This is a genomic window from Aquicoccus sp., assembly GCF_041686535.1.
Classification (GTDB): Bacteria; Pseudomonadota; Alphaproteobacteria; order Rhodobacterales; family Rhodobacteraceae; genus Aquicoccus.
In genome coordinates, this window is the sequence record NZ_JAWLDS010000002.1 from 50315 (window position 1) to 72277 (window position 21963).

The 21963-nt window shown below is 65.1% G+C and carries 21 protein-coding genes; 10 read left to right on the forward strand and 11 right to left on the reverse strand.

The features are described from left to right. Nucleotides 1–123: 123 nt before the first annotated feature. The 10 genes from ACESL9_RS01015 to ACESL9_RS01060 all read right to left on the reverse strand — a co-directional run bounded on the left by ACESL9_RS01015 (nt 124) and on the right by ACESL9_RS01060 (nt 10967). Nucleotides 124–777, reverse strand: coding sequence for a hypothetical protein (locus ACESL9_RS01015; protein ID WP_372610611.1), 654 nt, complete (start codon nt 775–777; stop codon nt 124–126). After that, nucleotides 758–2515, reverse strand: a complete 1758-nt coding sequence (gene ilvD, locus ACESL9_RS01020; protein ID WP_372610613.1) for a dihydroxy-acid dehydratase — start codon at nt 2513–2515, stop codon at nt 758–760. Before ilvD ends, ACESL9_RS01015 begins: the two co-directional genes overlap by 20 nt. A 181-nt stretch (nt 2516–2696) precedes the next feature. Further along, nucleotides 2697–3416, reverse strand: a complete 720-nt coding sequence (locus ACESL9_RS01025) for an SDR family NAD(P)-dependent oxidoreductase (RefSeq protein ID WP_372610615.1) — start codon at nt 3414–3416, stop codon at nt 2697–2699. Further along, nucleotides 3413–4192 carry a cyclase family protein gene (locus ACESL9_RS01030; protein WP_372610617.1) on the reverse strand — a complete coding sequence of 260 codons (780 nt, stop codon included), beginning with the start codon at nt 4190–4192 and terminating at the stop codon, nt 3413–3415. The genes ACESL9_RS01025 and ACESL9_RS01030 overlap by 4 nt, the downstream gene beginning before the upstream one ends. Next, nucleotides 4189–5427, reverse strand: coding sequence for an SDR family oxidoreductase (locus tag ACESL9_RS01035; protein ID WP_372674400.1), 1239 nt, complete (start codon nt 5425–5427; stop codon nt 4189–4191). The genes ACESL9_RS01030 and ACESL9_RS01035 overlap by 4 nt, the downstream gene beginning before the upstream one ends. Continuing rightward, the gene (locus ACESL9_RS01040) at nt 5427–6587 is read right to left on the reverse strand and encodes a thiolase family protein (RefSeq protein ID WP_372674401.1); all 1161 of its coding nucleotides are present in this window, start codon (nt 6585–6587) and stop codon (nt 5427–5429) included. Before ACESL9_RS01040 ends, ACESL9_RS01035 begins: the two co-directional genes overlap by 1 nt. Further along, complete coding sequence (locus tag ACESL9_RS01045; RefSeq protein ID WP_372674402.1) at nt 6584–8200, reverse strand: AMP-binding protein; 1617 nt, start codon at nt 8198–8200, stop codon at nt 6584–6586. Before ACESL9_RS01045 ends, ACESL9_RS01040 begins: the two co-directional genes overlap by 4 nt. Further along, complete coding sequence (locus tag ACESL9_RS01050) at nt 8197–8676, reverse strand: aromatic-ring-hydroxylating dioxygenase subunit beta (RefSeq protein WP_372610625.1); 480 nt, start codon at nt 8674–8676, stop codon at nt 8197–8199. The genes ACESL9_RS01045 and ACESL9_RS01050 overlap by 4 nt, the downstream gene beginning before the upstream one ends. Beyond that, nucleotides 8673–10013, reverse strand: coding sequence for an aromatic ring-hydroxylating dioxygenase subunit alpha (locus tag ACESL9_RS01055; RefSeq protein WP_372610627.1), 1341 nt, complete (start codon nt 10011–10013; stop codon nt 8673–8675). The genes ACESL9_RS01050 and ACESL9_RS01055 overlap by 4 nt, the downstream gene beginning before the upstream one ends. 12 nt (nt 10014–10025) lie before the next feature. Further along, nucleotides 10026–10967 (reverse strand): PDR/VanB family oxidoreductase, encoded by a 942-nt coding sequence (locus ACESL9_RS01060; protein ID WP_372610629.1) that lies wholly within the window; start codon nt 10965–10967, stop codon nt 10026–10028. A 144-nt stretch (nt 10968–11111) separates the two neighbouring features. On the opposite strand from ACESL9_RS01060, the gene ACESL9_RS01065 reads away from it, so the two are divergent. The 10 genes from ACESL9_RS01065 (at nt 11112) to ACESL9_RS01110 (ending at nt 20707) form a co-directional block, all read left to right on the forward strand. Beyond that, entirely contained in the window at nt 11112–11612 is a 501-nt protein-coding gene (locus tag ACESL9_RS01065) for a MarR family winged helix-turn-helix transcriptional regulator (RefSeq protein WP_372610631.1), read from the forward strand. Nucleotides 11613–11815: 203 nt separating this feature from the next. Further along, a complete protein-coding gene (locus ACESL9_RS01070) occupies nt 11816–12832 on the forward strand; it encodes a TRAP transporter substrate-binding protein (protein ID WP_372610633.1) in 1017 nt (338 codons plus the stop codon). 62 nt (nt 12833–12894) lie between these two features. Next, nucleotides 12895–13404: a TRAP transporter small permease gene (locus ACESL9_RS01075; protein WP_372610635.1), complete on the forward strand. Its 510-nt coding sequence runs from the start codon at nt 12895–12897 to the stop codon at nt 13402–13404. Beyond that, nucleotides 13397–14710 (forward strand): TRAP transporter large permease, encoded by a 1314-nt coding sequence (locus ACESL9_RS01080; protein ID WP_372610637.1) that lies wholly within the window; start codon nt 13397–13399, stop codon nt 14708–14710. The genes ACESL9_RS01075 and ACESL9_RS01080 overlap by 8 nt, the downstream gene beginning before the upstream one ends. Before the next feature lie 69 nt (nt 14711–14779). Beyond that, a complete protein-coding gene (locus ACESL9_RS01085; RefSeq protein ID WP_372674403.1) occupies nt 14780–15730 on the forward strand; it encodes a fatty acid desaturase family protein in 951 nt (316 codons plus the stop codon). 43 nt (nt 15731–15773) lie between these two features. Beyond that, entirely contained in the window at nt 15774–16667 is an 894-nt protein-coding gene (locus tag ACESL9_RS01090; protein WP_372610641.1) for a CPBP family intramembrane glutamic endopeptidase, read from the forward strand. After that, nucleotides 16664–17563, forward strand: a complete 900-nt coding sequence (locus ACESL9_RS01095; protein ID WP_372610643.1) for a CPBP family intramembrane glutamic endopeptidase — start codon at nt 16664–16666, stop codon at nt 17561–17563. Before ACESL9_RS01090 ends, ACESL9_RS01095 begins: the two co-directional genes overlap by 4 nt. 80 nt (nt 17564–17643) lie before the next feature. Continuing rightward, nucleotides 17644–18591: an acetyl-CoA carboxylase, carboxyltransferase subunit beta gene (accD, locus tag ACESL9_RS01100; RefSeq protein WP_372674404.1), complete on the forward strand. Its 948-nt coding sequence runs from the start codon at nt 17644–17646 to the stop codon at nt 18589–18591. Beyond that, complete coding sequence (locus tag ACESL9_RS01105) at nt 18588–19859, forward strand: bifunctional folylpolyglutamate synthase/dihydrofolate synthase (RefSeq protein WP_372610646.1); 1272 nt, start codon at nt 18588–18590, stop codon at nt 19857–19859. The genes accD and ACESL9_RS01105 overlap by 4 nt, the downstream gene beginning before the upstream one ends. A 275-nt stretch (nt 19860–20134) precedes the next feature. Next, nucleotides 20135–20707 carry a hypothetical protein gene (locus ACESL9_RS01110; protein ID WP_372610648.1) on the forward strand — a complete coding sequence of 191 codons (573 nt, stop codon included), beginning with the start codon at nt 20135–20137 and terminating at the stop codon, nt 20705–20707. A gap of 21 nt (nt 20708–20728) precedes the next feature. Here the strand turns inward: ACESL9_RS01110 and zapE are convergent, their stop codons facing one another. Continuing rightward, nucleotides 20729–21796: a cell division protein ZapE gene (zapE, locus tag ACESL9_RS01115; RefSeq protein WP_372610650.1), complete on the reverse strand. Its 1068-nt coding sequence runs from the start codon at nt 21794–21796 to the stop codon at nt 20729–20731. Nucleotides 21797–21963: the final 167 nt, after the last annotated feature.

The window sequence follows — 21963 nt, forward strand, 5'->3', positions numbered from 1 at the left end:
TTAACGAAAAGGGGTCATTGAAACAAATAGTGAAACATTTCCGCGTGGCCGTTCGCGTCACTGGTCTGCGCCTATCCCCTGCGCGGTCTCGCGTTTTGACGCAACGCCCTGTGCCGCGGCCATCTATTCCGATTGGTCCCGAACGGGACTGGCTTCCAGTATGGCTTCGGCAAAGGCAATCAGCAATGTGCGCCCGTCGCGCCCGGCTGCGCCGCTGCCCTCGGGCGCATAGAGCGAAAGTGCCACGGTATGGTCGTTGATCATCATCGTCCCGCGCCAATGTCGCGGATCGCTGCCGGGCAGGGCGGCATCCCCGCCTTCGGCCAGTTGAACAAGCGATATGCCCTCTCCGTCCTCCTGTGAAATGACCCGGAGCGGCGCGACCGCTTCGGCCAGCGCCTGTGCATCCGGTGGCGCCTGTCGCGACGGCCGGCGTTGCACCTGCACCGTCATCACCACGGGCTCTTGCCATGGCTCGGTGCTGCCCAGTGCCGAACATGCCCCGATCAGGGCGAACCCGCCAGACGGGCGCGCATCCAGAGAACTCGGATCCACGCAATAGCCGGTCGGCCCGGCCACGATGACCTGCCCTCCGGCCAGCTTTGCCCGGCCGAGTGGTTCTGCTTCGGGCGCCCGGGTTGACAACGCCTCGAAAAACCCACCCCCCTGACCGCTGCCTTCGCCGAGACAGCCGCCCAGAAACAGAACCAGCCCAAGCGCAAGGCCCGGGCGCCCGATGCGCCCGGAAAAACCGGCTCTAGAGGTCCATGTAGACATGCTTCTCGGCCTTGCCACCAGGATGGGTCACCGCACCCTTGTAGGTCGCGCCAACCTGCTGGGCGAATTTCCAGATCGCGCCGCTGGCATAGATCGTCTCGCGCGGGCCTTTCCACTCGGCCTTGCGCGCCTCGAGTTCCTCGTCCGAAACGTCGACCGAAAGTTCGCCCTTGATCGCGTCGATGGTGATCATGTCACCATTCCTGAGCATCGCGATCGGCCCGCCATGGGCGGCCTCCGGCCCGACATGACCCACGCAGAACCCCCGCGTTGCCCCCGAGAACCGCCCGTCGGTGATGAGTGCGACCTTCTTGCCCATGCCCTGGCCCGAAAGCGCGGCGGTTGTGGCCAGCATCTCGCGCATGCCGGGGCCGCCTGCCGGGCCCTCGTTGCGGATGACGATCACCTCGCCCTCCTCGTAGCCGCGTGCCTTCACGGCCGCGAAGGCATCTTCCTCGCATTCGAAAACGCGGGCGGGCCCGGTAAAGACCTGGTTTTCGGGCGCGATTCCCGCGACCTTGACGATAGCCCCCTCCGGCGCGAGATTGCCCTTGAGGCCGACGACGCCACCGGTCCTGGTGAGCGGGTTCTCGATCGGGTATATCACGCGGCCATCGGCCTCGCGGTCGATCATGTCGAGTTCTTCGCCGATGCTCATGCCGCTTGCGGTCATGCAATCCTCGTGGATCAGCCCTGCCTTGCGCAATTCCTTCATCACTACCGGGATGCCGCCGGCATCGTAGAGGTCCTTGGCCACGAATTGCCCGCCGGGCTTGAGATCGACGAAATAGGGCGTGTCGCGGAAGATCTCGCAGACATCTTCGAGGAAGAAGTCGATCCCCGCCTCGTGGGCAATGGCGGGCAGGTGCAGCCCGGCATTGGTGCTTCCCCCGGTGCAGGCCACCACGCGGGCAGCGTTCTGCAAGCTCTTGAGCGTGACCACGTCGCGCGCGCGGATGTTCTTCTCAAGCAGGTTCATCACTGCACGCCCCGACGCCTCGCCATACTGGTCGCGGCTCTCGTAAGGGGCGGGCATCCCGGACGAGTTCATCAGCGCGAGGCCGATCGCTTCGGAAACACAGGCCATGGTGTTGGCGGTGAACTGTCCGCCGCAGGCCCCCGACGACGGGCAGGCCACGCGTTCGAGCATGTCCAGCGCCGCCTCGGAGAGGGTGCCGTTCTGTTGCCGCCCCACGGCCTCGAACATGTCCTGCACGGTGAGGTCGCGGTTGCGGAAATCCTCGGGAATCTCGTCGACCTGTGGCGCACGGCCCGGCAGGATCGACCCACCATAGATAAAGACCGACGGCACGTTGAGCCGCACCATCGCCATCATCATGCCGGGCAGGCTCTTGTCGCAACCCGCCAGCCCGACCAGCGCATCATAGCAATGCCCGCGCATGGTCAGTTCCACCGTGTCGGCAATCGCCTCGCGGCTCGCCAGCGACGATCGCATCCCCTCATGCCCCATCGCGATACCGTCGGTGACGGTGATGGTGGTGAATTCGCGCGGGCTGCCATGTGCCTCTTTCACGCCGCCCTTGACGGCCTGGGCCTGTCGGCTCAGCGCGATGTTGCAGGGCGCGGCCTCGTTCCAGCAGGTGGCGACACCGACCAGAGGCTGGTGAATCTCTTCCTCGCTCATGCCCATCGCGTAGTAATAGGACCGATGCGGCGCGCGCTGTGGCCCTTCGGTCACGTGACGGCTGGGCAGTTTCGATTTGTCGAACTTGGTCATGATGGGCCTCCCGGAAACATGTTGGAATCGGAATAGCCAAGCCACAGGCCCGGCACAAGGCCGGATGACCAAACCGGAGTACGGCCGGACACCGGAGTGCATCCCGGGAACTGGATGCGCCCGATGCCGGTCATGCACGACGAAAGGGCATCACCCGGCCGGACAACGCCCCGCGGCCCCCTCAAAGGCTGACCGACCCCACGCTCGCCCCGCCACAGACGTAAAGCACCTGGCCGGTCACGAACCCGCTTTCCGGGGCGCAGAAGAACAGGAACGCGTTCGACACGTCCTCGACCGTGCCCAGCCGCCGCACCGGGATACGCCCCGCCAGCTCTTCCTCGCGCTCCGATCCCTTGGGGATGATCTCCCAGAAATTGTCGGTCCGGATCGGCCCCGGCGCCACCACGTTCACGGTGATCCCGTGCGGGGCCAGCTCAAGCGCCCATGTCCGCGCCATGCCCACCATGCCCGCCTTGGTCGCCGCATAGGCGGTGCGTGTCGGCACGCCAAGCGCCGCGCGCGAGCCGTTGAACATCACCCGGCCAAAACCGCGTTCCTTCATCCCCGGCAGCACCGCCTTGAGCAGCGTCAGCGCCGACCCAAGATGAAGCTGCGCCAGCCCGGTGATGTCCTCGGGCTCGGCATCTTCCAACAGGTTGGGCCAGATCAGCCCTGCATTATGCACCAGATGCGTGACCCCGCGATCCGCCAGCCGCGCCGCCACGTCCCGCACCGCATCCGCATCGAGAAGGTCCACCGCCATCGTCTCGAACTGCTCATGGGAAAACTCGGGCGCATTGCGCGAAAGGTTGATGACCGCATAGCCCTTGTCCAGAAGACGCTGTGCCAGATCGAAGCCGATTCCCTTCGACGCCCCCGTGATGACCGCCACGCAACTCATGCTGCACTCCCCGGACTCAGTGCCAATACCCTGAGCGGGCTGCCCGTCCCGCCCCTGATCTTCAATGGCGGCGCGATCAGCACTGCGCCCGTGGGCGGCAAAAGGTCAAGGTTGCACAGGCATTGCAGCCCGTATTTGCCGGCCCCGTGCAACAGGTAATGCGCAGGGAAGGGTGGGTCGTAATGCGCGCCTTGTCCGGCATCCGTGCCCACGCATTCCGTGCCGAACCCGCGAATGTCGCGCTGCACCAACACGCGCACGGCATCCGGCACCGGCCCGGGCGAATGCGGCCCGTCATCGGCCATGTTGAGATACTCCGCGCCCGACCGCTTCGACCAGTCGGTGCGCATCAGCACCCATGACCCCGCCGGGATGCGCCCGTGCTTGGCCTCCCAGCCTTCGATGATCTGCGGCGTCAGCTCGAAATCATCGTCCTGCGCCGCGCCCTCGGAACAGTCGATCACGCAGACCGGGCCGATGAGATGCTCGGCGGGGATCTCGTCCACTGCGCCATTCGGCCAGTCGCGCCCCGACACCCAGTGGATCGGCGCGTCGAAATGCGTGCCCGTGTGCTCGTTCAGCGTAAGATTGTGCCATTTCCACGCCGGTCCGCGATGGTCATAGGCGCTCACTTCCTCCATGCGGAACCGCGCGCATTGACCGAACTCGGGCGGCAGCACGATCACCGGGAAATCGGGGTCGAGCCGGTGGGTCAGGTCCACAACCTCGACCGCGCCCCCCGCCATCGCCGCCGTCAGGCTGTCCAGAACGCTCATCCCTGTCCCCCCGTTATTTCCCGCTCGAGAATGCCCGGATCGCGGCGCCAGCGCTCCGCGATATCCTTGGCCACATCCCCGCAATAGACATCCTCGAGCCCACGTTGCAGCCCATCGACAATAGATCGCGCCAAGGCCTCCGGCGCCACCTTGGGCGGCGGCAAGGGCTGGTGCCAGTCATCATCGAGCGGCCCGGCATAGACACACATCACGCGCAAGCCGCTTGGCGCGAACTCGGCCCGCAGGGTCTGTGCCACCGAGCGCGCGGCGGCCTGGCTCGCGTTGAACGCGCCATAGGTCGGATCAGGCGACAGCGCGTGCGCCGAAAGCACCGTCACGAAGGCTGCCGAGGAATTGACCCCGTCCGCCGTGCGTGCCGCCATCCCCGGCCCGAACGCCTGCGCCAGCCGCATCAGGCCCAGCGCGTTCACTGCCATCTCGTCGCGCGCATGGGTCACGTCCTGTCCCAGGACGCCGCCCGGGCGCACATGCCGCGCGGTGTTGATCAGGATATCGACCTTGCCGCCGATCTCGCTCGCCGCTTCCTTCAGGCTCAATTGGTCGGTCACGTCGAGCGGCATCAGGCTCACCCCCTCCATGCCCTCAAGCGCCGAAACCCCGTGCGGCCGGCGCCACATCTCGGGTACACCGGCAAAGACATGCGACGCCTCGGCCGCCAGCAGCCCCTTGATCAGGGGCACCGCCGCCGGATGCGTGGCATCGCTCACCAGCACGCGGCGATATTTCGGATGCGTGCCCATCGCACGCAACACCGGATCGTCTTCCATCTCGCTGTTCCTTTCCTCGGGCAGGGCGACCATCACCCCCTGTCCCGCCCGGTCGAGCCTGAGGTCCATGCGTACGGCATCGCCCCGCGACACGCCCACCAGGTGCGCCAGGACCACCGGCCCGGCATCGAGCTTCACCGTTCCCATGCGCCACGGCTGCCGCTCGCGGAAATAGGGGTCGGGCGAGGCGCGCACCGCCGTTTCGGCCATCACCCGGCCCTCCGGCGCGCAATCGCGCCAATGCAGATCGACCGAGAGGCAGGCATGACAGGCATCGCGCGGCGGGTACTGAACCGCGCCGCACTCGGCACAATGCTGCAAGGCAAACCGCCCCGCGCCGGCCGCCACCGCCAGCCCGAGCGCCGCGCGCGAACGCATCTGTGGCGGCAGCGTCGGCACCACACTGCGCTTGCGCGGGTCTTTGCGTTTCGGGCGTTCCAATACCATCACGCGCCCTCCAATATGGCCACCGCGGAACAGACGCCGCGATCATAGTTGACCATGCCAAAGCCCGAGACCATCGCGCGGCGCGCGCCCTCGACCTGCGTCGGTCCGGCCTGATGCGTCACCTGCCGGATTGCCTCGACAATGCCGAGGTAGCCGCCCGCCGCCCCGGCCTGTCCCACCGACAATTGTCCACCGTTGGTGTTGTGCGGAAAATCCCCCGTTACGGTCAGGTCATGGCCGCGCACGAACTCCACCGCGCCCCCCTTCTCGCAAAAGCCCAGATCCTCGATCTGCATCATCGAGATCACCGGGTAATCGTCGTAACTCTGCAAGAGGTCGATATCCTCCGGCGCGCACCCAGCACTGTCATAAAGCGTGTCGATATCCACCGCCCATCCACCGCGCAACTGCACCGGGTCTTCGGGAAAGGCGTTGTGCCGCTCGATCGTCCCGGCCATCCGCGCAAAGGGCAGGCCGCGCCGCAGCGCCTCATCCTCGCGCATCACGAGAAACGCCTCGGCGCCGGCGCAGGGCATCACGCAATCGAACAGGCAGACCGGGTCGGAAATCATCCGCGCGCCCATGTAATCGTCAAGCGTCAGCGGCTTTTTCATCAGCGCATGGGGATTACGCAAGGCATTGTCGCGCTGGGCCACCGCGATGCGCCCGAAATCCTCGCGCGTGGCGCCATACTCGGCCATGTAGGCATCCATGATAAGCGCGAAATTCGCGTTTGGCCCGCCGTAACCATAGGGATAGGCCGCATCGAGCGAGAAGCGCGAGAAGGCCGACAAAAGCTGGCGGAACGAATCGATCCGGTTCATGTCGCCCGCGACACAGGCCACCACGTCCGCGTCCCCCGCCTGCACCGCCCGCGCCGCGCGCCGCGCCGCCACCACGCCCGACGCACCCCCCATCGGGATCGTGTCGAGATAGCGCAGACAAAGGCCCAGGTGCTGCGTCAGGCCAACAGGTGTATCCGGGAACAGCGTGAAGGACGAGACGGACAGCCCGTCGATATCGCCCGGCCGCATCCCCGCCGCATCGAGCGCGCCCCTGAGGCCCCGCGCGATCCACCAATGCGCCGTCTCATGGGCAAAGCGCACATAGGGCACCGTCACTGGCGAGGTCAGCACAACGCCGTCATAACCCTTGCTCATGCCGCGTTCCGCTTCTTCATGTGGCGCAGGTCCGCCGTGCCAGGCGCCCCGACCAGCCCCGCCGCCATTGCCTTCAACTCGCCGCGCTGGATCTTCTGCGTCGCGGTCAGCGGCAGCGCGTCCACGAGAGCCACGTAACCCGGCGCCTTGTAATAGGCGAGCTGCGTCAGGCACCAGCCGACGATCTCTTCGGCCAGCTCCGGCACCGGATCGTCGACCACCAGACACGCAAACACCTCGTCACCGCGCACCGCGTCCGGCACCGCCGCCACCGCCGCGCCCCGCACGCGCGGATGCCGCATCAGTACCGATTCCACCTCGACCGCCGCGATATTCTCGCCCGAGCGGCGGATCACGTTCTTCTTGCGATCGACAAAGAACATCGCGCTATCCGCCTCCTGCCGCACGATGTCGCCGGTATGAAACCAGCCCCCGGCCCAGGCTTCCGCCGTGGCTTCCGGGTTCTTGTAGTACTCGGCGAAGAAGCCCCGCTTCGGGTCATCCCCCGCGTGACGCACCAGCAACTCGCCAGGGCTCCCGCCCGTATCGCGGTTTTCGTCGTCAACAATGCGGATCTCCAGTTCCGGCCCCGGCTGACCGAGACAGCTTTCGCCCACCCGCCGGGGAAGGGTGTTGGCGCAGATGACCGCCCCGGCGCCGGTCTCGGTCATCGCCCATGCCTCGACCAGCGGAAAGCCGAACCGTTCCTCGAACGCGCCATGCAGCTTGGGATCGACCCCGGCCCCGAACCCGAACCGCACCTCGTGCGCGCGGTCGGCGTCGCTCTCGGGCAGGCCCATCAGCATCGAGGGCATGACGCCGAGGTAATGCAGGCAGGTCGCCCCGCTTTCGCGCACCGATTTCCACCATGTGCGCGGGTGAAACCGGTCCAGCGCGGTGAGGCACCCGCCCACCGCGATCATCGCCATCAGCGAATAGGCCATCGCGTTCATGTGAAAGATCGGCAAGGGCGTGATCATCCGCTCGCCGTCCTCGCTCAGCGCACAAAGCCCCCCTGCTTCGGCATACCACCGTCCCGCCATCAGGAAATACTCGTTCGGCAGAACGCAGCCCTTGGGCTGGCCCGTCGTCCCCGAGGTGTAAAGCATCGCCGCCTCGGCCCGCACACCCGCGCCCCCGGCCAGCGCCCCGCCGGCGCGTGGGGTGGGCAGGGGATCGCCCGGCGCGATGACCGGCATCACCACCCCGGCCGCGTCTGCCGCCTGTCGCAATTCCGCCACCCGGTCGGGCAGGGCCACCGCCAGAACCGGCTCGGCATGGCCCGCCATATAGGCAAGCTCCGCCGCGCGCAGGTCCGGGTTTACCGGCACGATCGACGCGCCGATCCGGTTGAGCGCAAGGAACCAAAGAAAGAACGTGGGCCGGTTTTCCAAGAGCACCATCACCCGGTGCCCCTTGCCATAGCCCGCTTCGGCCAGCCGCCCGGCCAGCGCCGCCACCTCGTCCAGCGCCGCGCCATAGCTCAGCGCACCCGCCTCGATCCCGTAAATCTCCGCCGTCTCGGGCAACACGTTCAACATGTCACGCCGCGGCCAGCGCGCGGCGCTGGCGGCAAAGGCGTCGTGAACGCTTGGGCAATCGCTCGCGATCATGGCAAAAGCTGGATATTGCCGAACGCCGCATCGCAATTGAGCAGATCAACCCGCTTGTTGGCGATCCGCAAGCGCCCATCGACCAGCTTCAATTCATGCACTGCCGTGAGCGCCAGCAGGAACTGCTCGTCCAGCCGGGTTTCCACGTAATGCATGTTGGTGTTGGTCACGAACCGGCCCGCCTCGTGATCCATCTCGTCGACAAAGGGGCGGTTGAGCACGTGATGACACCGGCTCTTGGGCTTTTGGCTGAAGGTCCGCGCGCCGGTCAGGCGCTGCACCCTGAGCCGCAGCATGAACATGTCCTCGTAGAGGAGCGAGGTCACATGCAGCGGATCCTCCTGTTTCCAGTCGAGCGGCATCCAGTAATGCCCATCCTCCAGCCACAGCTCCAGCCACTCCTCGAAGCGGCCCTCGTCGAGCATCCGGGCCTCGCCATAGACGAAATCGATCAGGTCCTCGCGCGTGATGCTCATTCCGCCGCCTCCTTGCCCTGCATGGACGCGGTCATGAACTTGACCCATGCGTTGAACTGATTGCGCATCTGCCGCTCGGTGGTGCCGTTCTCGACGCGCTCCTCGTCGAAATCCTCGTCCTCCTCGTAAAGCCGCTGCACGTTCACCCATTCGAGGCCATCGGCATGCAGCCCCTCCTGCGCGCGCTCATACATCTCGAGGTCGTCATGCCCCACGATCGAGGTGGGTGCGTTGATCATCCGGTTATACATCGCCGTCCGCGCCAGCAATTCATCCGGCGCATCGACCAGTCGATAGATGTAGCTCTCGACCAGCGTCTTGTCGGCGGCCAATGGGATGAAGACGCGCAATTGCTGGATTGGCCCCTTTATCATGATGTTGGGGAAATAGACCGTGTTGTGCCGGTTCTCGCCCAGGATCGCCTGCGCCTTCTCTGCCCCGTATTTCTCGCTCAGCGCGTCGAGATAGCCGGGGATCTCGGAGTATTTCGAATGGATCGAATGATGCACCCCCGTATGGCCATGCCCGTTGGGCCATGTGCGGATGCCCATGTTCTCGAAGAACTCGTAGGGGCTCATGAAGGGCGCGATGATCTCCATCGCTGGTGGCTTGGGGTCATCCTCGGAATAGCCCATCTCCTTCCAGATCTGCACGGCCGTCCCGGCGCTCGATTCATGCGCCACCATCGGGTGGCAGGTGTCGGTCTGGTTCTCGACCAGCATCTTCCAGTTGCACTGGTGCATGTAGCGCAGCGGTGGCCCCGCCACCTCGAGCCGCCCGGCGGGCGAGCGGTCCACCATGTTGTCGAGCGACGAGAGGCTGTCGCCGAAATATTCCTCGAAGGAAATGCCCGCGTCGGCCAGACGTGCAAAGACGAAGCCGCGGTGATTATGCACCGCGCCCACCGGTTTCATGCCGCGGCTGCCCTCGGCCTCCTCAAGCCCGGTGCCCTCGTATCCCTTCTTCAACGGGATCGCCAAAAGGCAGCCATCGGTCTTGAACGACCAAGCGTGATAGGGGCAGCGAAAGAACTTGCCGGTGTTGCCGGTCCGGTCGATCGCGATCTTGGTGCCCTTGTGCGGGCAACGGTTGTAAAGAACCTTGATCTCGTTGTCGGTGTGGCGAACCATGATCACCGGCTGATCGCCCACTTGCGTCGTGAAATAATCGCCCTTGTTGGGGGTCTGGCTGTCATGGCCCACGAACACCCATGCATTGGCGAAGAGGTGCTTCATCTCCAGCCGGTAGATCTCGGGGTCGATATAGACATCCCGATGCACCTCGCGTCCGCGCACCAGCCCGGCCACCGCCTGTGGATTGTCGGTGTAACGTCCCATGGTTTCCTCCCTTTACAGGTCCAGCACCAGCCGTGCCGATTTCGCCCGGCTGACACATATTTGCATGACCTTGCCCTCGGCCCTTTCGGCCTCCGACAGAACCACGTCGCGATGATCGGGCTCGCCCGAGATCACCTCGGTCTGGCAGATGCCGCAATCGCCGCGCTGGCAATCGTGGATCAGGTCCATCCCGCCTTCCTCCAGCACCTCGATGATGCTCCGTCCCGGCGGGATCGTGAAGACCTCGCCCGACGAGGCGATTTCCACCTCGAACGCCCGGTCGCCCCCGGCCGCCGCGCTGGCATTGTCGAAAAGCTCCACATGCACCCGCGCGCGCGGCACGCCCGCCGCCTCGGCCTTGCCTCGGGCCGCGTCGATCATGCCCCGCGGCCCGCAGATGTAAAGATGCCGCTCGCCCAGAGCACCGATCATTGCGTCAAGGTCGAGCGCGCTTTCTTCATCGTCGCAATGCACGCGCAGCGCATCTCCGAAACGATTCGCCAGGTCATCGACGAATCCCATCTCTCCCCGGATGCGCCCGGCATAATGCAATTCGAACGGCACGCCCGCCGCCTTCAATTCCGCGGCCATCGAGATCATCGGCGTGATCCCGATCCCCCCGGCGAGCAGAACCGCCGCCTCGCCCGGCGCCACCGGGAAATCGCATTTCGGCGGCGCGGCCTTGATCCTGTCGCCTTCCTTCAGCCCATGCATGAACCGCGACCCGCCGGCGCCGTCATCCTCGCGCTGCACCGCGATGCGGTAGGCGCCGTCCTCTTGGGGCGCAAACCGGATCAGCGAATAGGCCCGGTCGCCGCCATCGACATCCACCCGGATATGCGCGCCCGCCTCCCAATCCGGCAAGGCCCCGCCATCCGCCGCTTGCAGCGTGAATTCCGAAATACGCGCGGTCAACGGGCGAAGATCTGCAACGATCAGGTCAAGTTTCGTCATTCTCGCGTCTCCCTTGGCAATAAGTATGAAAATTCATATAATTTGGGTCAAGTGTTTTCTTCCCGGCCGAAAACCGGGTGTTTTCATTGACTTTTCACGTCACTCCCGGCTCAAGAAGGGACGGGCAAGGAAAGGAACCACCGGATGCAACCGCCACAAACAGCGTCCCGCGAAGATGAAACCGGGGACGAGGGATTCGTCTCGGACTACCTGCTTTACCTTCTTGCCGCCGCGTCCGAGGCCGCCAGCGCACAGTTCCATGCCCATGTGCGCAGCCACGGCCTGCGCGTGCCGGAGTGGCGGGTGCTGGCCTGGCTGCACGACCGCGACGGCGCGATGATCACCCGTCTGGCGCGGATCTCGCTGATCGAACAATCGCGCCTGACCCGAATCATCATCCAGATGGAGGAACGCGGTCTCGTGCTTCGCAAGGGCGACACGCGCGACCGCCGCCGGGTGCGGGTTCATCTTACCGAAAAAGGGCGCAGGATCGCCGAGACCCTCGTCGCTGACGCCCGCGCCCATGAAGCCGCGCTTCTTGCCCAGCTCGAAGGCGGTGACGGTGCGCGACTCAAACCCGCGCTGGCGGCGCTTCTGGCCCGGCTCGATCCGGACGAGCAAACGCGCGGCGAGTCCGGGGCCTGAGGCACAACCCAGGGGCGGCCGCCCCGTTGTCCCGGCGTCATCGTGTTCAAACATCACTTGACAGAATAACCGACCGCATGGTCGATTATTTTAAATTTCAGGTTCACAGCAAACTGATTCTGTGAATATATGAAATTGCATGTAATGGCCGCGCGTGGGGAGGAGACCCTGCCGACGGCTGTGAAACCGGGAGGACGACCAACATGAAACTGACACGCATAATGGCCAGCGCCGCATTCGCGATCTGTGCCGCAACCGCCAGCCAGGCCCAGGAGAATATGGTGATCTCGAGCTGGCTGCCACCCGCGCACCCGATCAATGTCGACATGCTCGAAGGGCTTGTCGACATGATGGAAGAGGCCACCGACGGGCAGATCACCGGCGAGGTCAAGATGGGCCTCGCGCCCCCGCCCGCGCAGATGGACCTTGTCATGGACGGCGCCGCCGACATGACCATCATCTTCCACGGCTATCAGCCGGGCCGGTTCGTCGCGACCAAGCTCATCGAGCTGCCCGGTTACGAGGGCAGCGCCGAGGCCGCGTCCGTGGCCTATTGGCGCGTCCACGAAGAGCACCTCGCGGCACTCGACGAGCATCGCGGCGTGAAACTCATCGGCCTTTCGACCCATGGACCGGGGCAGATCCACTCGAACCAGCCCGTGAACACGCTGGCCGATCTCGATGGTCTCAAGACCCGCCTCGGTGGCGGCGTTTCGGCCGATGTCGGCGCCGAGCTCGGCCTTGTCGGCATCCAGGTGCCCGCACCCAAGGTCTATGAAACCCTCGACAGCGGCTCCGCCGATGGCGTTGCGATGAACATGGGCGAACGGATCAGCTTCAAGCTGAACGAAGTGGCCAAGAACGTCTATGAAATGCCCGGCGGTTTCTACCGTGGCTCCTTTGCCGTTCTGATGAGCCAGGAGAAGTTCGACAGCCTGCCCGAGGACGTGCAAAAGGTGCTTGACGAAAAGGTCTTTGGCGAACCCTTCAGCCGCATGATGGGCGCTGCATGGGATGCGTCCGACGTGCGTGCCCGTGCCGCCACCGAAGAGGCCGAGGACAACGTGATCGTTCTCGCTTCCGAGGAAGATCAGGCCACCTTTGCCGAAATGGCCGCCAAGGTGCGTGAAAAGATCCTCGGCGAAATTGCCGATACCGGCATCGACGCGCAGGCCGCTTACGAGATGGTCAAGGCCGAGATGGCCAAGGAAGGCAACTGAGCCAACCCAAACCGGACGGGGCCGCGCAAAGCGCGGCCCCGTTCCCGATCCGGTGGTCCCCCATGCCCATTCTGAAACGCCTGGTCCAGCTTTCCGTCGCCGTGCCGATGACGGTCGCCGCAATCGCCCTTTTCGGGCTGATGGTGATGACCTTTACCGACGTGGTCATGCGCTCGACCTTCAACGCGCCGATCGAGGCCGCGACCGAACTGACCCGCATCGCCATTGCGGTGATCGTCTTTTCCGCCCTGCCACTCCTTTCGGCCCGCGGTCAGCATATCGCGGTCGACCTGCTCGACCCGATCTTCGTCCGGCTGCACATGAAGCGCCTGCTTGACGGGGTGGTCACGGTTCTCTGTGGGGCGATGCTCTATTATCCGGCCACCCGCGTCATTGTCCTTGCCGAACGGTCGCGCTCCTATGGCGACCAGACCGAGTATCTGAACATCCCGACATTCTATCTGGGCTGGTTCATCGCGATCATGACCTTCGCCACCGGCCTCGTGATGGTGCTGCGCGGTCTGATCCTCCTTTTCGCACCGAACAAACTGGGACTGATCCGCAATGACTGAAGCCCTGATCGGATTTGGCGTGGTTCTCGCGCTTGTCCTGCTGCGCATGCCGATTGCCTTTGCAATGGGGCTTGTCGGCCTCGTCGGCTACTGGATGGAGACAAGCTGGCGCGGGGCGATCTCGATGGTGTCGCGGCTGATCATCGACACCAGCCAGGACTACGGGCTTTCGGTGGTGCCGCTCTTCATCCTGATGGGGCTTTTTGTCAACAAGGGCGGCATCAGCCGCGAGCTCTACGCGGTCTCCAACGCCTTTCTGGGCCATATGCGCGGCGGGTTGGCCATGGCAACCATCGTCGCCTGTGGCGGTTTTGCCGCGATCTCGGGCTCGTCGCTGGCCACCGCGGCCACCATGTCCAAGGTCGCCATGCCCGAGATGCGGAAATTCGGCTATGCCGACAGCCTCTCGACCGCCTCGATCGCCGCGGGCGGCACGCTGGGCATCCTGATCCCGCCCTCGGTGATCCTGGTGATCTATGGCATCCTCACCGAAACCTCGATCGGCAAGCTCTTCATCGCGGGTATCATCCCGGGTGCGCTGGGCATTCTCTTCTACCTCGTTGCGGTGCGCATCACCGTCGCGCGCGATCCCAAGGCCGGCCCCGCCGGCATCCGGACCGACTGGGCCGGGCGGATGCGTGCATTGCGCGGTGTCTGGGCGGTGCTGCTGCTTTTCGGTCTCGTTATCGGTGGCCTCTACGGCATCCTCGATTTCTGGCCCATCCAGCTGACTTTCTCGCCGACCGAGGCCGCGGGCATGGGCGCCATGGGCGCCTTCCTGATCGCGCTGGCGCGGGGTAGCCTGTCGTTCTCCGACATCCGCGAAGTGCTGAGCGAAACCACCATGACCACCGCCTCGCTTTTCGCGGTGCTGATCGGGGCGTGGATCTTTTCCAACTTCGTCAACATTGCCGGCCTGCCCGAGTCGCTGCGCACCATGGTCTCCGAACTGGGCCTCTCGCCATGGATGGTGATGGCGGTGATCCTGCTGATCTACATCTTGCTGGGCACCGTGTTCGAAAGCCTCTCGATGCTGCTCCTGACCGTGCCGATCTTCTTTCCGCTCGTCACCGGTCTCGGCTTCGATCCGGTCTGGTTCGGCATCGTCGTGGTCGTCGTCACCGAGATCAGCCTGATCACACCGCCCGTGGGTCTCAATGTCTTCGTCCTCAAGGGCGTGGTCGGCGATGTCACGACCGGTACGATCTTTCGCGGCGTGACACCGTTCTGGGCGATGGACATCGTGCGCCTCGCGCTCCTTCTGGCGGTTCCGGGGCTGGTGCTCTACCTGCCCTCGATGATGTAGCCGCCCCCGCGTCACGATTGACAATACCCGCCGCCTTGCCCGACCCTGATCCCGAGGGAGGACGATTGCATGACACCGGGTCACAGGCTTTTCACATCCGACGACATCCGTCCGCTGGCGGAACGCTCCGACCTCTGGGGCGCATGGCTCGTGCTCCACTGCTGGGGCGTGATCGCGGCGGCAATGGCGCTTTTCCTGCTGTGGCCCAACCCGCTCACTCTGCTTCTCGCGGTGATGATCATCGGCTCACGCCAGCTCGGCCTTGCCATCCTGATGCACGAGGCCGCGCATAACGCGCTGTTCAAGAGCCGCAGGCTCAACGAGCTTGTGGGCGACTGGCTCTGTGGACGCCCGATCCTGGCCGACCTCGCCGCCTATCGCCGCTACCATCTCAAGCACCACCGCCACACCCAGACCGACCAGGACCCCGACCTCGTGCTCTCGGCCCCGTTCCCGACCACGAAATCCTCGCTTCGGCGCAAGATCATCCGCGACCTGACCGGCCGCACCGGGATCAAGCTGCGCGCACAACAGATCGCATTCGCCTTCAAGACCGCCTTCGACCCCGACATCGAACCCGATGCCGACGGGCTCTCGCAGGCTTTCGCGGGGCCGTCGGTCGGCAGATCCCTCTTGGCCAATGCCGCGCTGCTTGTCCTGTTCACCGTGATCGGCGCATGGTGGTGGTATCCGGTCTTCTGGCTGCTGCCGCTGCTCACATGGTATCAGCTCGTCGTGCGGATCAGGAACATCGCCGAACATGGTGCCGTCGAACGCACGACTGACCCGATGCGCAACACCCGCACCACGCTGGCCGGGCCGCTGATGCGGGCCTTCGTTGCACCCTACTGGGTGAACTACCATCTCGAACATCACCTCGTGATGCACATGCCCTCCCGCAACCTGCCGCGGCTGCATGACATGCTGATCGCGCGCGGGGCAGGGGAACGGATGCAGATCGGCCGCTCCTATGCCGACGTGCTGCGCCTGGCCGCGTCCCGGCCCGACCACCCGGTCTGAAATTTCTGGCGGCGTCATCCGCTTCGCGGTATTGCTTGTTGTCATGCGCGATGCCTACGCCCCACACAAGAACCTGACCGACCCGGCCCGCCCCTCGGCCGAACTCTGGCGACTGGCGCTGGGCGTCGCCATCATGGTGGCGTGTTACTACGCGCTCGGATTCACCTATTTCAACTTGCTGGGCAAACTGGTCGGGCCGGGGGACTGGTCCGACTTCGCCCGCGAAATCAGCCAGGGATCGACCCCGCGCGGCATGATCGCGCTCCTGGGCTCGTTCGGGGTGATCGTCATCGCCCTTGCACTGGTGCTGCGCACCCTGCACCGGCGTGGCCTCTTCACGCTGATCGGTCCCGTGCGCCGTGCGGCCAGCGATTTTTTCCGCACCACGGTCGCGCTTTCGGCGCTGGGATTCCTGCTCTGGCTCCTGCCCGAACCCGATGCGATGAGCGCCACGCCGAACCTGCCCATCCTGCGCTGGCTCGCCCTTCTGCCGATGACCCTTCCCCTGCTCTTTCTCCAGATCAGCGCCGAGGAACTGGCCTTTCGCGGCTACCTGCAAAGCCAGCTTGCCGCGCGCCTGCCGCATCCTGCGGTCTGGCTCGTTGTGCCGTCGGTGCTCTTCGGGATGCTGCACTACGATCCGGCGACCCAGGGGGATAACGCCCCCTGGTTCGTCCTTGTCGGGGCGCTTTTCGGGCTCGCCGCGGCCGATCTCACTGCGCGCTCGGGCACGCTCGGTCCTGCGCTGGCGCTGCATTTCGTGATCAATTTCAACGCGATCCTGATCGCCGCTCCGCAGGGCACGCTCAACGGTCTGGCGCTCGGTCACTATCCTTTCGCGCTCGATGAAACCGCCGCGCTTGCAACCTGGCTGCCCTATGACCTGCTGGCGCTGCTCTGTTCGTGGCTGACTGCGCGACTCGCGCTCGCGCGATGAACCGCCGCGCGATGCGCCCCTCGGCCTATGCCGCGCATCGGGGCTTCGTCGCGCCGGCGCTCGGAACGCCCGGCCTGCGCCCGGTGATCCTCGGATTCATCATCGTCGAAAGCCTCTACGAACTGGCCCAGCGCGCCTTTGGTGCCGCGCTTGAACGGCTCGCCCCCGGTTTCGCGCAAACCGTGTTCGACGGCACCACGCCGGCGGGGATGCTGACCAGCCTCGCCTCGTTCCTGCTGCTCGCGGTGATCCTGCAGGTGGTGCTGCGGATCGTGCATGGTCGCGCCCTGCCGAGCCTCGTTGGCCCGCCCGCCCGCGCCTTTTCCCAGTTCCGCGCGACGCTCCTTCCGCTTGTCCTGCTGCTCTTCGTGGTCGAGATCGCGCCACCATGGTGGAGCACGGACGCGTTGGCCCATATCCGCCCGCCGCTCGCATGGCTCGTCATGCTGGCCCCGGCGCTGGCCGCGCTGTTGATCCAGACCGGGGCGGAGGAGCTCTTTTATCGTGGCTACCTGCAACAGCAGGTTGCGGCATGGGATGCGCGGCCATGGGTCTGGCTGACCCTGCCCAACCTCGCCTTTGCCTTCGCCCACTGGAATGCCCATGCACCGCTGGGAATCAATGCCCAATACGTCGTCTGGGCCTTTGCCTTCGGGCTCGCCGCCTCGGACCTCACGGCGCGGGCGGGATCGCTTGGCCCGGCGCTGGCGCTGCACCTCGCGAACAACGCCTATGCCTTCCTGCTCTACGGCGAATTGCATGGCCGCGACTCCGGCTTGGCGCTGTTTCTCTTCGACGCCGATGGCGCCCGGTCATTCCAGCCCGCCAGCCTTGTCGCCGAACTGGCCCTTGTCGGCCTCATGTGGCTCGCGGCGCGCGTCGCTCTCAGGCGCTGATTGCATTTCCCTGCCGGTGCAATTATCTCAGCCCACAGCACAGCGCATGACCTGGCGGCAAGCAACAAGGGCACCTCGCGATGAACTGGATCACCAACTATGTCCGGCCCCGGATCAACTCGATCTTCTCGCGCCGCGACACGCCCGAGAATCTCTGGTCGAAATGCGACAATTGCGGCAACATGCTCTTCCACCGAGAGTTGCGTGAGAATCTCAACGTCTGCACCTCTTGCGGTCATCACATGGCGATCACGCCACGCGAACGCTTTTCCGCGCTGTTCGACGGCGGCCTGTTTTCCGAGATCAACGTTCCGGCCCCGCTCGAAGACCCGCTCAGGTTCCGTGACCAGAAACGCTATCCAGACCGGATGCGCGCCGCCCAGAAAGCCACCGGCGAGAAAGAGGCGATGCTCGTCGCCGAGGGCGAGATGGGGCGCACGCCCATTGTTGCCGCGGCGCAGGATTTCTCGTTCATGGGCGGCTCGATGGGGATGTATGTCGGGAACGCCATCATCGCCGCCGCCGAGCGCGCTGTGGCGCTCAAGCGCCCGCTGATCCTCTTCTCTGCCGCCGGCGGCGCGCGGATGCAAGAGGGGATACTCAGCCTCATGCAGATGCCCCGCACCACCGTCGCCGTGCAGATGCTCAAGGAGGCGGGCCTGCCCTATATCGTCGTGCTCACCCATCCCACCACCGGCGGGGTGACGGCCTCCTATGCCATGCTGGGCGATGTCCATATCGCCGAGCCCAATGCGCTGATCTGCTTTGCGGGGCCGCGCGTGATCGAACAGACCCTGGGCGAGAAACTGCCCGAGGGCTTCCAGCGCGCCGAGTATCTCCTCGATCACGGGATGCTCGACCGCGTCACCCCCCGGACCGAACTGCGCGGCGAGTTGATCACCATCACCCGAATGCTCATGGGCCTGAACCCGGCCGTTGCGGGCGACCTGCCCCCGCCGGGCGACACCACCGAGGCCTCCCCCCCCGAAACACTCAACGCGCCACCCGCCGAGAAATCCGCGAAATGACGGCCCATTCCGACGTCATCCTCGACCGGATGATGGCGCTGCACCCCAAGATCATCGACCTCACGCTCGACCGTGTCTGGCGCCTGCTCGACGCGCTGGGCAACCCGCAAGACGACCTGCCCCCGGTGATCCATATCGCCGGCACCAACGGCAAGGGCTCGACCCTCGCCATGATCCGCGCCGGGATCGAGGGCGCGGGCATGCGCGCCCATGCCTATACCTCGCCCCATCTCGCGCGGTTTCACGAACGCATCCGCCTTGCCGGAGAGCTGATCACCGAGGATCACCTCTCCGCGGTGCTCGACGAGTGCTATGCCGCCAACAATGGCGAAACCATCACCTATTTCGAGATCACGACCTGCGCGGCCTTTCTGGCCATGGCGCGCACGCCCGCCGATTACACCCTGCTCGAAACGGGTCTCGGCGGCCGCCTCGACGCGACCAACGTGATCGACCGACCGGCTCTCACCATGATCACGCCGGTTTCCTACGATCATCCGCAATTCCTTGGCGATACAATCGCACAGATCGCAGGCGAAAAGGCGGGCATCCTCAAACCCGGCGTGGCCTGCGTCGTCTCGCGCCAACACCCCGACGCGATGGCGGTGATCGAGACCCGCGCCGAGGCCGTCGGCGCGCCGCTCCTGGTGCAGGGCCGCGACTGGGACGCATGGGAGGAACGCGGACGCCTCGTCTTTCAGGACATGCGCGGGCTCCTGGACCTGCCACCGCCCATCCTGATCGGCGCGCACCAGGTCCAGAACGCCGGCGCCGCGCTCATGGCCCTGCGCCACCTCGGACTGGGCGAGAAAGCAGCCGAGGCCGTCCCGCGCGACGCCACATGGCCCGCCCGGATGCAGCGCCTGCGTTCGGGGCCATTGCTCGACAAGGCGCCCGGGGCCGAATTCTGGCTCGATGGCGGTCACAACGCCGCCTGCGCCGAGACCCTGGCCGAAAGCCTGACCCGGCTGCCCGCGTGCGACACCCACCTGGTCTGCGGCATGATGAACACCAAGGATGTCGCGGGCTACATGGCGCCGCTCAAACCCCATGCCGCCAGCCTCACCGCCGTCTCGATTCCGGGCGAGACCAATACCTTGCCCGCCGCCGACACCGCCCGTGCCGCCGCCGCCGCGGGCATCCCCGCCAGCACCGCCGACACCGTGGCCGAGGCCGTGCACGCCATCATCGCCCACAGTCCGGACGCCCGTATCCTGATCTGCGGCTCGCTCTACCTTGCGGGTGGCGTTCTGCGCGATCACGGCTGACGCGGTTCCCTCCGCACCGTGCAAAACGATTCGACGGAAACGAATCACTTTATGTTGACTGATTCGCCGTGATTCGCCTATATCTGGAGCCAAGCATCAGATACGGGCATCGGAATACGCAGGCAGGGAATGATCGAGGGGCCGGTTCAACGGCCCCCTTTCATGTGTCTCATTCCATTTTCTGATCTCGATCATGGTCCTCGCGCCCGATAAATGCTCAGTTTGACAGCGTTCATCCCATAGACACGTCTTGTCAGATTGAAAGCGATACGACCATGACATCCGAAAACGAAAACCATATCACGGTTATCAAAGTCCCCGAGGCGGTCGGCGTCTTCGACAGTTTCGAAGCGCTGCAGGCCGCCTTCTACGATCTTCGCCTTGTCGGCTTTCCCCTTCAGGACATCAGCCTTCTCGGCGGTCAGGAAGCCATGAAGGAGAAGTTCGGCGATGCCTTTTGGCATTCAGAGGAACTCGCGGACGACCCAAGCGCCCCGCGCGCGGCCTTCGTCTCGGAAGAGGCGATCGGCGAGCTTGAAGGCGGGATCATCGGCGGCTTTCTTTTCCTTGGGTCCTATGTCGCGATGGCGGCAATGCTGACCCCGGCCAGCACCCTTGCCGCGTCCATCGCTGCCATCGCAATCGGCGGCGCCCCGGCCACGGCGATCGGGACCCTGCTGGCCCGCCGCGTCGGCAAGCATCACCGGGACTATTATCAAAGCCAGATCGAACACGGTGGCATCCTTTTGTGGGTCCGCGTCGAGAACAAGGAAAAGGAAGATCTCGCCGTGAAGATCCTCGAGGGCCATTCCGGTCGCGACGTGCATGTCCACGACTGGAGCAATTGAACCCACGCATCGGTTGGGCCGTCACGCGGCGGTCCAATCCTCGCTTTGCATCTCGCGCAGCCGGCTCGCGGTGCGCTCGAACTCGAAACTGCCCGTCCCCTCGACATAAAGCATCTCGGGCTCGTCCGCCGCACTCGCAATGAGCCGCACACCGGCCTCGTAGAGCGCGTCGATCAGGGTAACGAAGCGTTTGGCCTCGTTGAAATTGCCACGCCCCAGCCGCGGGATCTCCTCGAGGATCAGAACCTTGACCTCTTCGGCCAGCGCCAGGTAATCGGCGGGGCCCAGCGCCCGCCCGCACAGATCGTGGAAATTCACCCGCGCGATCCCGTTGTGAAAGCGTGGCACTTCGACCTCGCGCCCGTTCACCTGCAGGATCAGCGGCTCGCTGCGCCCGCCGGTGAAATCCTGCCATATCTCTTCGATCGCCCGGCGTGCCGCCGCGTCGGCCGGAGTGAAATAGGTGGGCTGGCCCTGCAAACGGTCCTGCCGGTAATCCGTCGGGCTGGCCAGTTCGCACACCTCCATGTTCTCCTTGAGGAAATCTATGAACGGCAGGAAAAGCTGCCGGTTCAGCCCGTCCTTGTAAAGGTCGTCCGGCACCCGGTTCGAGGTCGTGACCACCGCAACCCCGGCCCCGATCAACGCCTCGAAGAGCCGGCCCACGATCATCGCATCGGTGATGTCGGTGATCTGCATCTCGTCGAAGGCCAGGCAGCGCACCGAATCGATGACCGACTGCGCCGCGGGCTTCAGCGCGTCCTCGACACCCTGCTGGCGCGCCTCGTGCATCGCCGCGTGTATCTCCTGCATGAAGGCATGGAAATGCACCCGCCGCGCCGGGATATCGTCCAGGCAATCGACAAAGAGATCCATCAGCATCGACTTGCCGCGCCCGACCCCGCCCCACATGTAAAGCCCGCGGATCGGCTCCGGCTTGGGGCGCCCGAACCAGCCGGTCCTGACCGGTTTGGCCAGCGCCGCGCGCACCCGCTCGAGCGACGGCAATACCGCTTCCTGCGCCGGGTCGGGCCTGATCTGGCCTTGCGCCACCTTTGCCTGGTATTCGCTTGTCACATCGCGCGTCATGCGCCACGTCTAACCCGGCTTTTCACCAAGGTATAGGCCCCGGAATGCTGCGCTCCACCGCATATGCGGCGCCTGTCTTCCTGGTGGTGCAATGAGTATTTTCACCAAGAAAGAGCACCAGGCGCATGCCGATCCTCCCGGTCTCTTTCCTGGGAGAAATACTCATG

Coding starts and splice junctions, on each gene's coding strand:
- ACESL9_RS01015 (WP_372610611.1), bottom strand. CDS start 777: ATGTCTACATGGACCTCTAGAGCCGGTTTTTCCGGGCGCATCGGGCGC.
- ilvD (WP_372610613.1), bottom strand. CDS start 2,515: ATGACCAAGTTCGACAAATCGAAACTGCCCAGCCGTCACGTGACCGAA.
- ACESL9_RS01025 (WP_372610615.1), bottom strand. CDS start 3,416: ATGAGTTGCGTGGCGGTCATCACGGGGGCGTCGAAGGGAATCGGCTTC.
- ACESL9_RS01030 (WP_372610617.1), bottom strand. CDS start 4,192: ATGAGCGTTCTGGACAGCCTGACGGCGGCGATGGCGGGGGGCGCGGTC.
- ACESL9_RS01035 (WP_372674400.1), bottom strand. CDS start 5,427: ATGGTATTGGAACGCCCGAAACGCAAAGACCCGCGCAAGCGCAGTGTG.
- ACESL9_RS01040 (WP_372674401.1), bottom strand. CDS start 6,587: ATGAGCAAGGGTTATGACGGCGTTGTGCTGACCTCGCCAGTGACGGTG.
- ACESL9_RS01045 (WP_372674402.1), bottom strand. CDS start 8,200: ATGATCGCGAGCGATTGCCCAAGCGTTCACGACGCCTTTGCCGCCAGC.
- ACESL9_RS01050 (WP_372610625.1), bottom strand. CDS start 8,676: ATGAGCATCACGCGCGAGGACCTGATCGATTTCGTCTATGGCGAGGCC.
- ACESL9_RS01055 (WP_372610627.1), bottom strand. CDS start 10,013: ATGGGACGTTACACCGACAATCCACAGGCGGTGGCCGGGCTGGTGCGC.
- ACESL9_RS01060 (WP_372610629.1), bottom strand. CDS start 10,967: ATGACGAAACTTGACCTGATCGTTGCAGATCTTCGCCCGTTGACCGCG.
- ACESL9_RS01065 (WP_372610631.1), top strand. CDS start 11,112: ATGCAACCGCCACAAACAGCGTCCCGCGAAGATGAAACCGGGGACGAG.
- ACESL9_RS01070 (WP_372610633.1), top strand. CDS start 11,816: ATGAAACTGACACGCATAATGGCCAGCGCCGCATTCGCGATCTGTGCC.
- ACESL9_RS01075 (WP_372610635.1), top strand. CDS start 12,895: ATGCCCATTCTGAAACGCCTGGTCCAGCTTTCCGTCGCCGTGCCGATG.
- ACESL9_RS01080 (WP_372610637.1), top strand. CDS start 13,397: ATGACTGAAGCCCTGATCGGATTTGGCGTGGTTCTCGCGCTTGTCCTG.
- ACESL9_RS01085 (WP_372674403.1), top strand. CDS start 14,780: ATGACACCGGGTCACAGGCTTTTCACATCCGACGACATCCGTCCGCTG.
- ACESL9_RS01090 (WP_372610641.1), top strand. CDS start 15,774: ATGCGCGATGCCTACGCCCCACACAAGAACCTGACCGACCCGGCCCGC.
- ACESL9_RS01095 (WP_372610643.1), top strand. CDS start 16,664: ATGAACCGCCGCGCGATGCGCCCCTCGGCCTATGCCGCGCATCGGGGC.
- accD (WP_372674404.1), top strand. CDS start 17,644: ATGAACTGGATCACCAACTATGTCCGGCCCCGGATCAACTCGATCTTC.
- ACESL9_RS01105 (WP_372610646.1), top strand. CDS start 18,588: ATGACGGCCCATTCCGACGTCATCCTCGACCGGATGATGGCGCTGCAC.
- ACESL9_RS01110 (WP_372610648.1), top strand. CDS start 20,135: ATGACATCCGAAAACGAAAACCATATCACGGTTATCAAAGTCCCCGAG.
- zapE (WP_372610650.1), bottom strand. CDS start 21,796: ATGACGCGCGATGTGACAAGCGAATACCAGGCAAAGGTGGCGCAAGGC.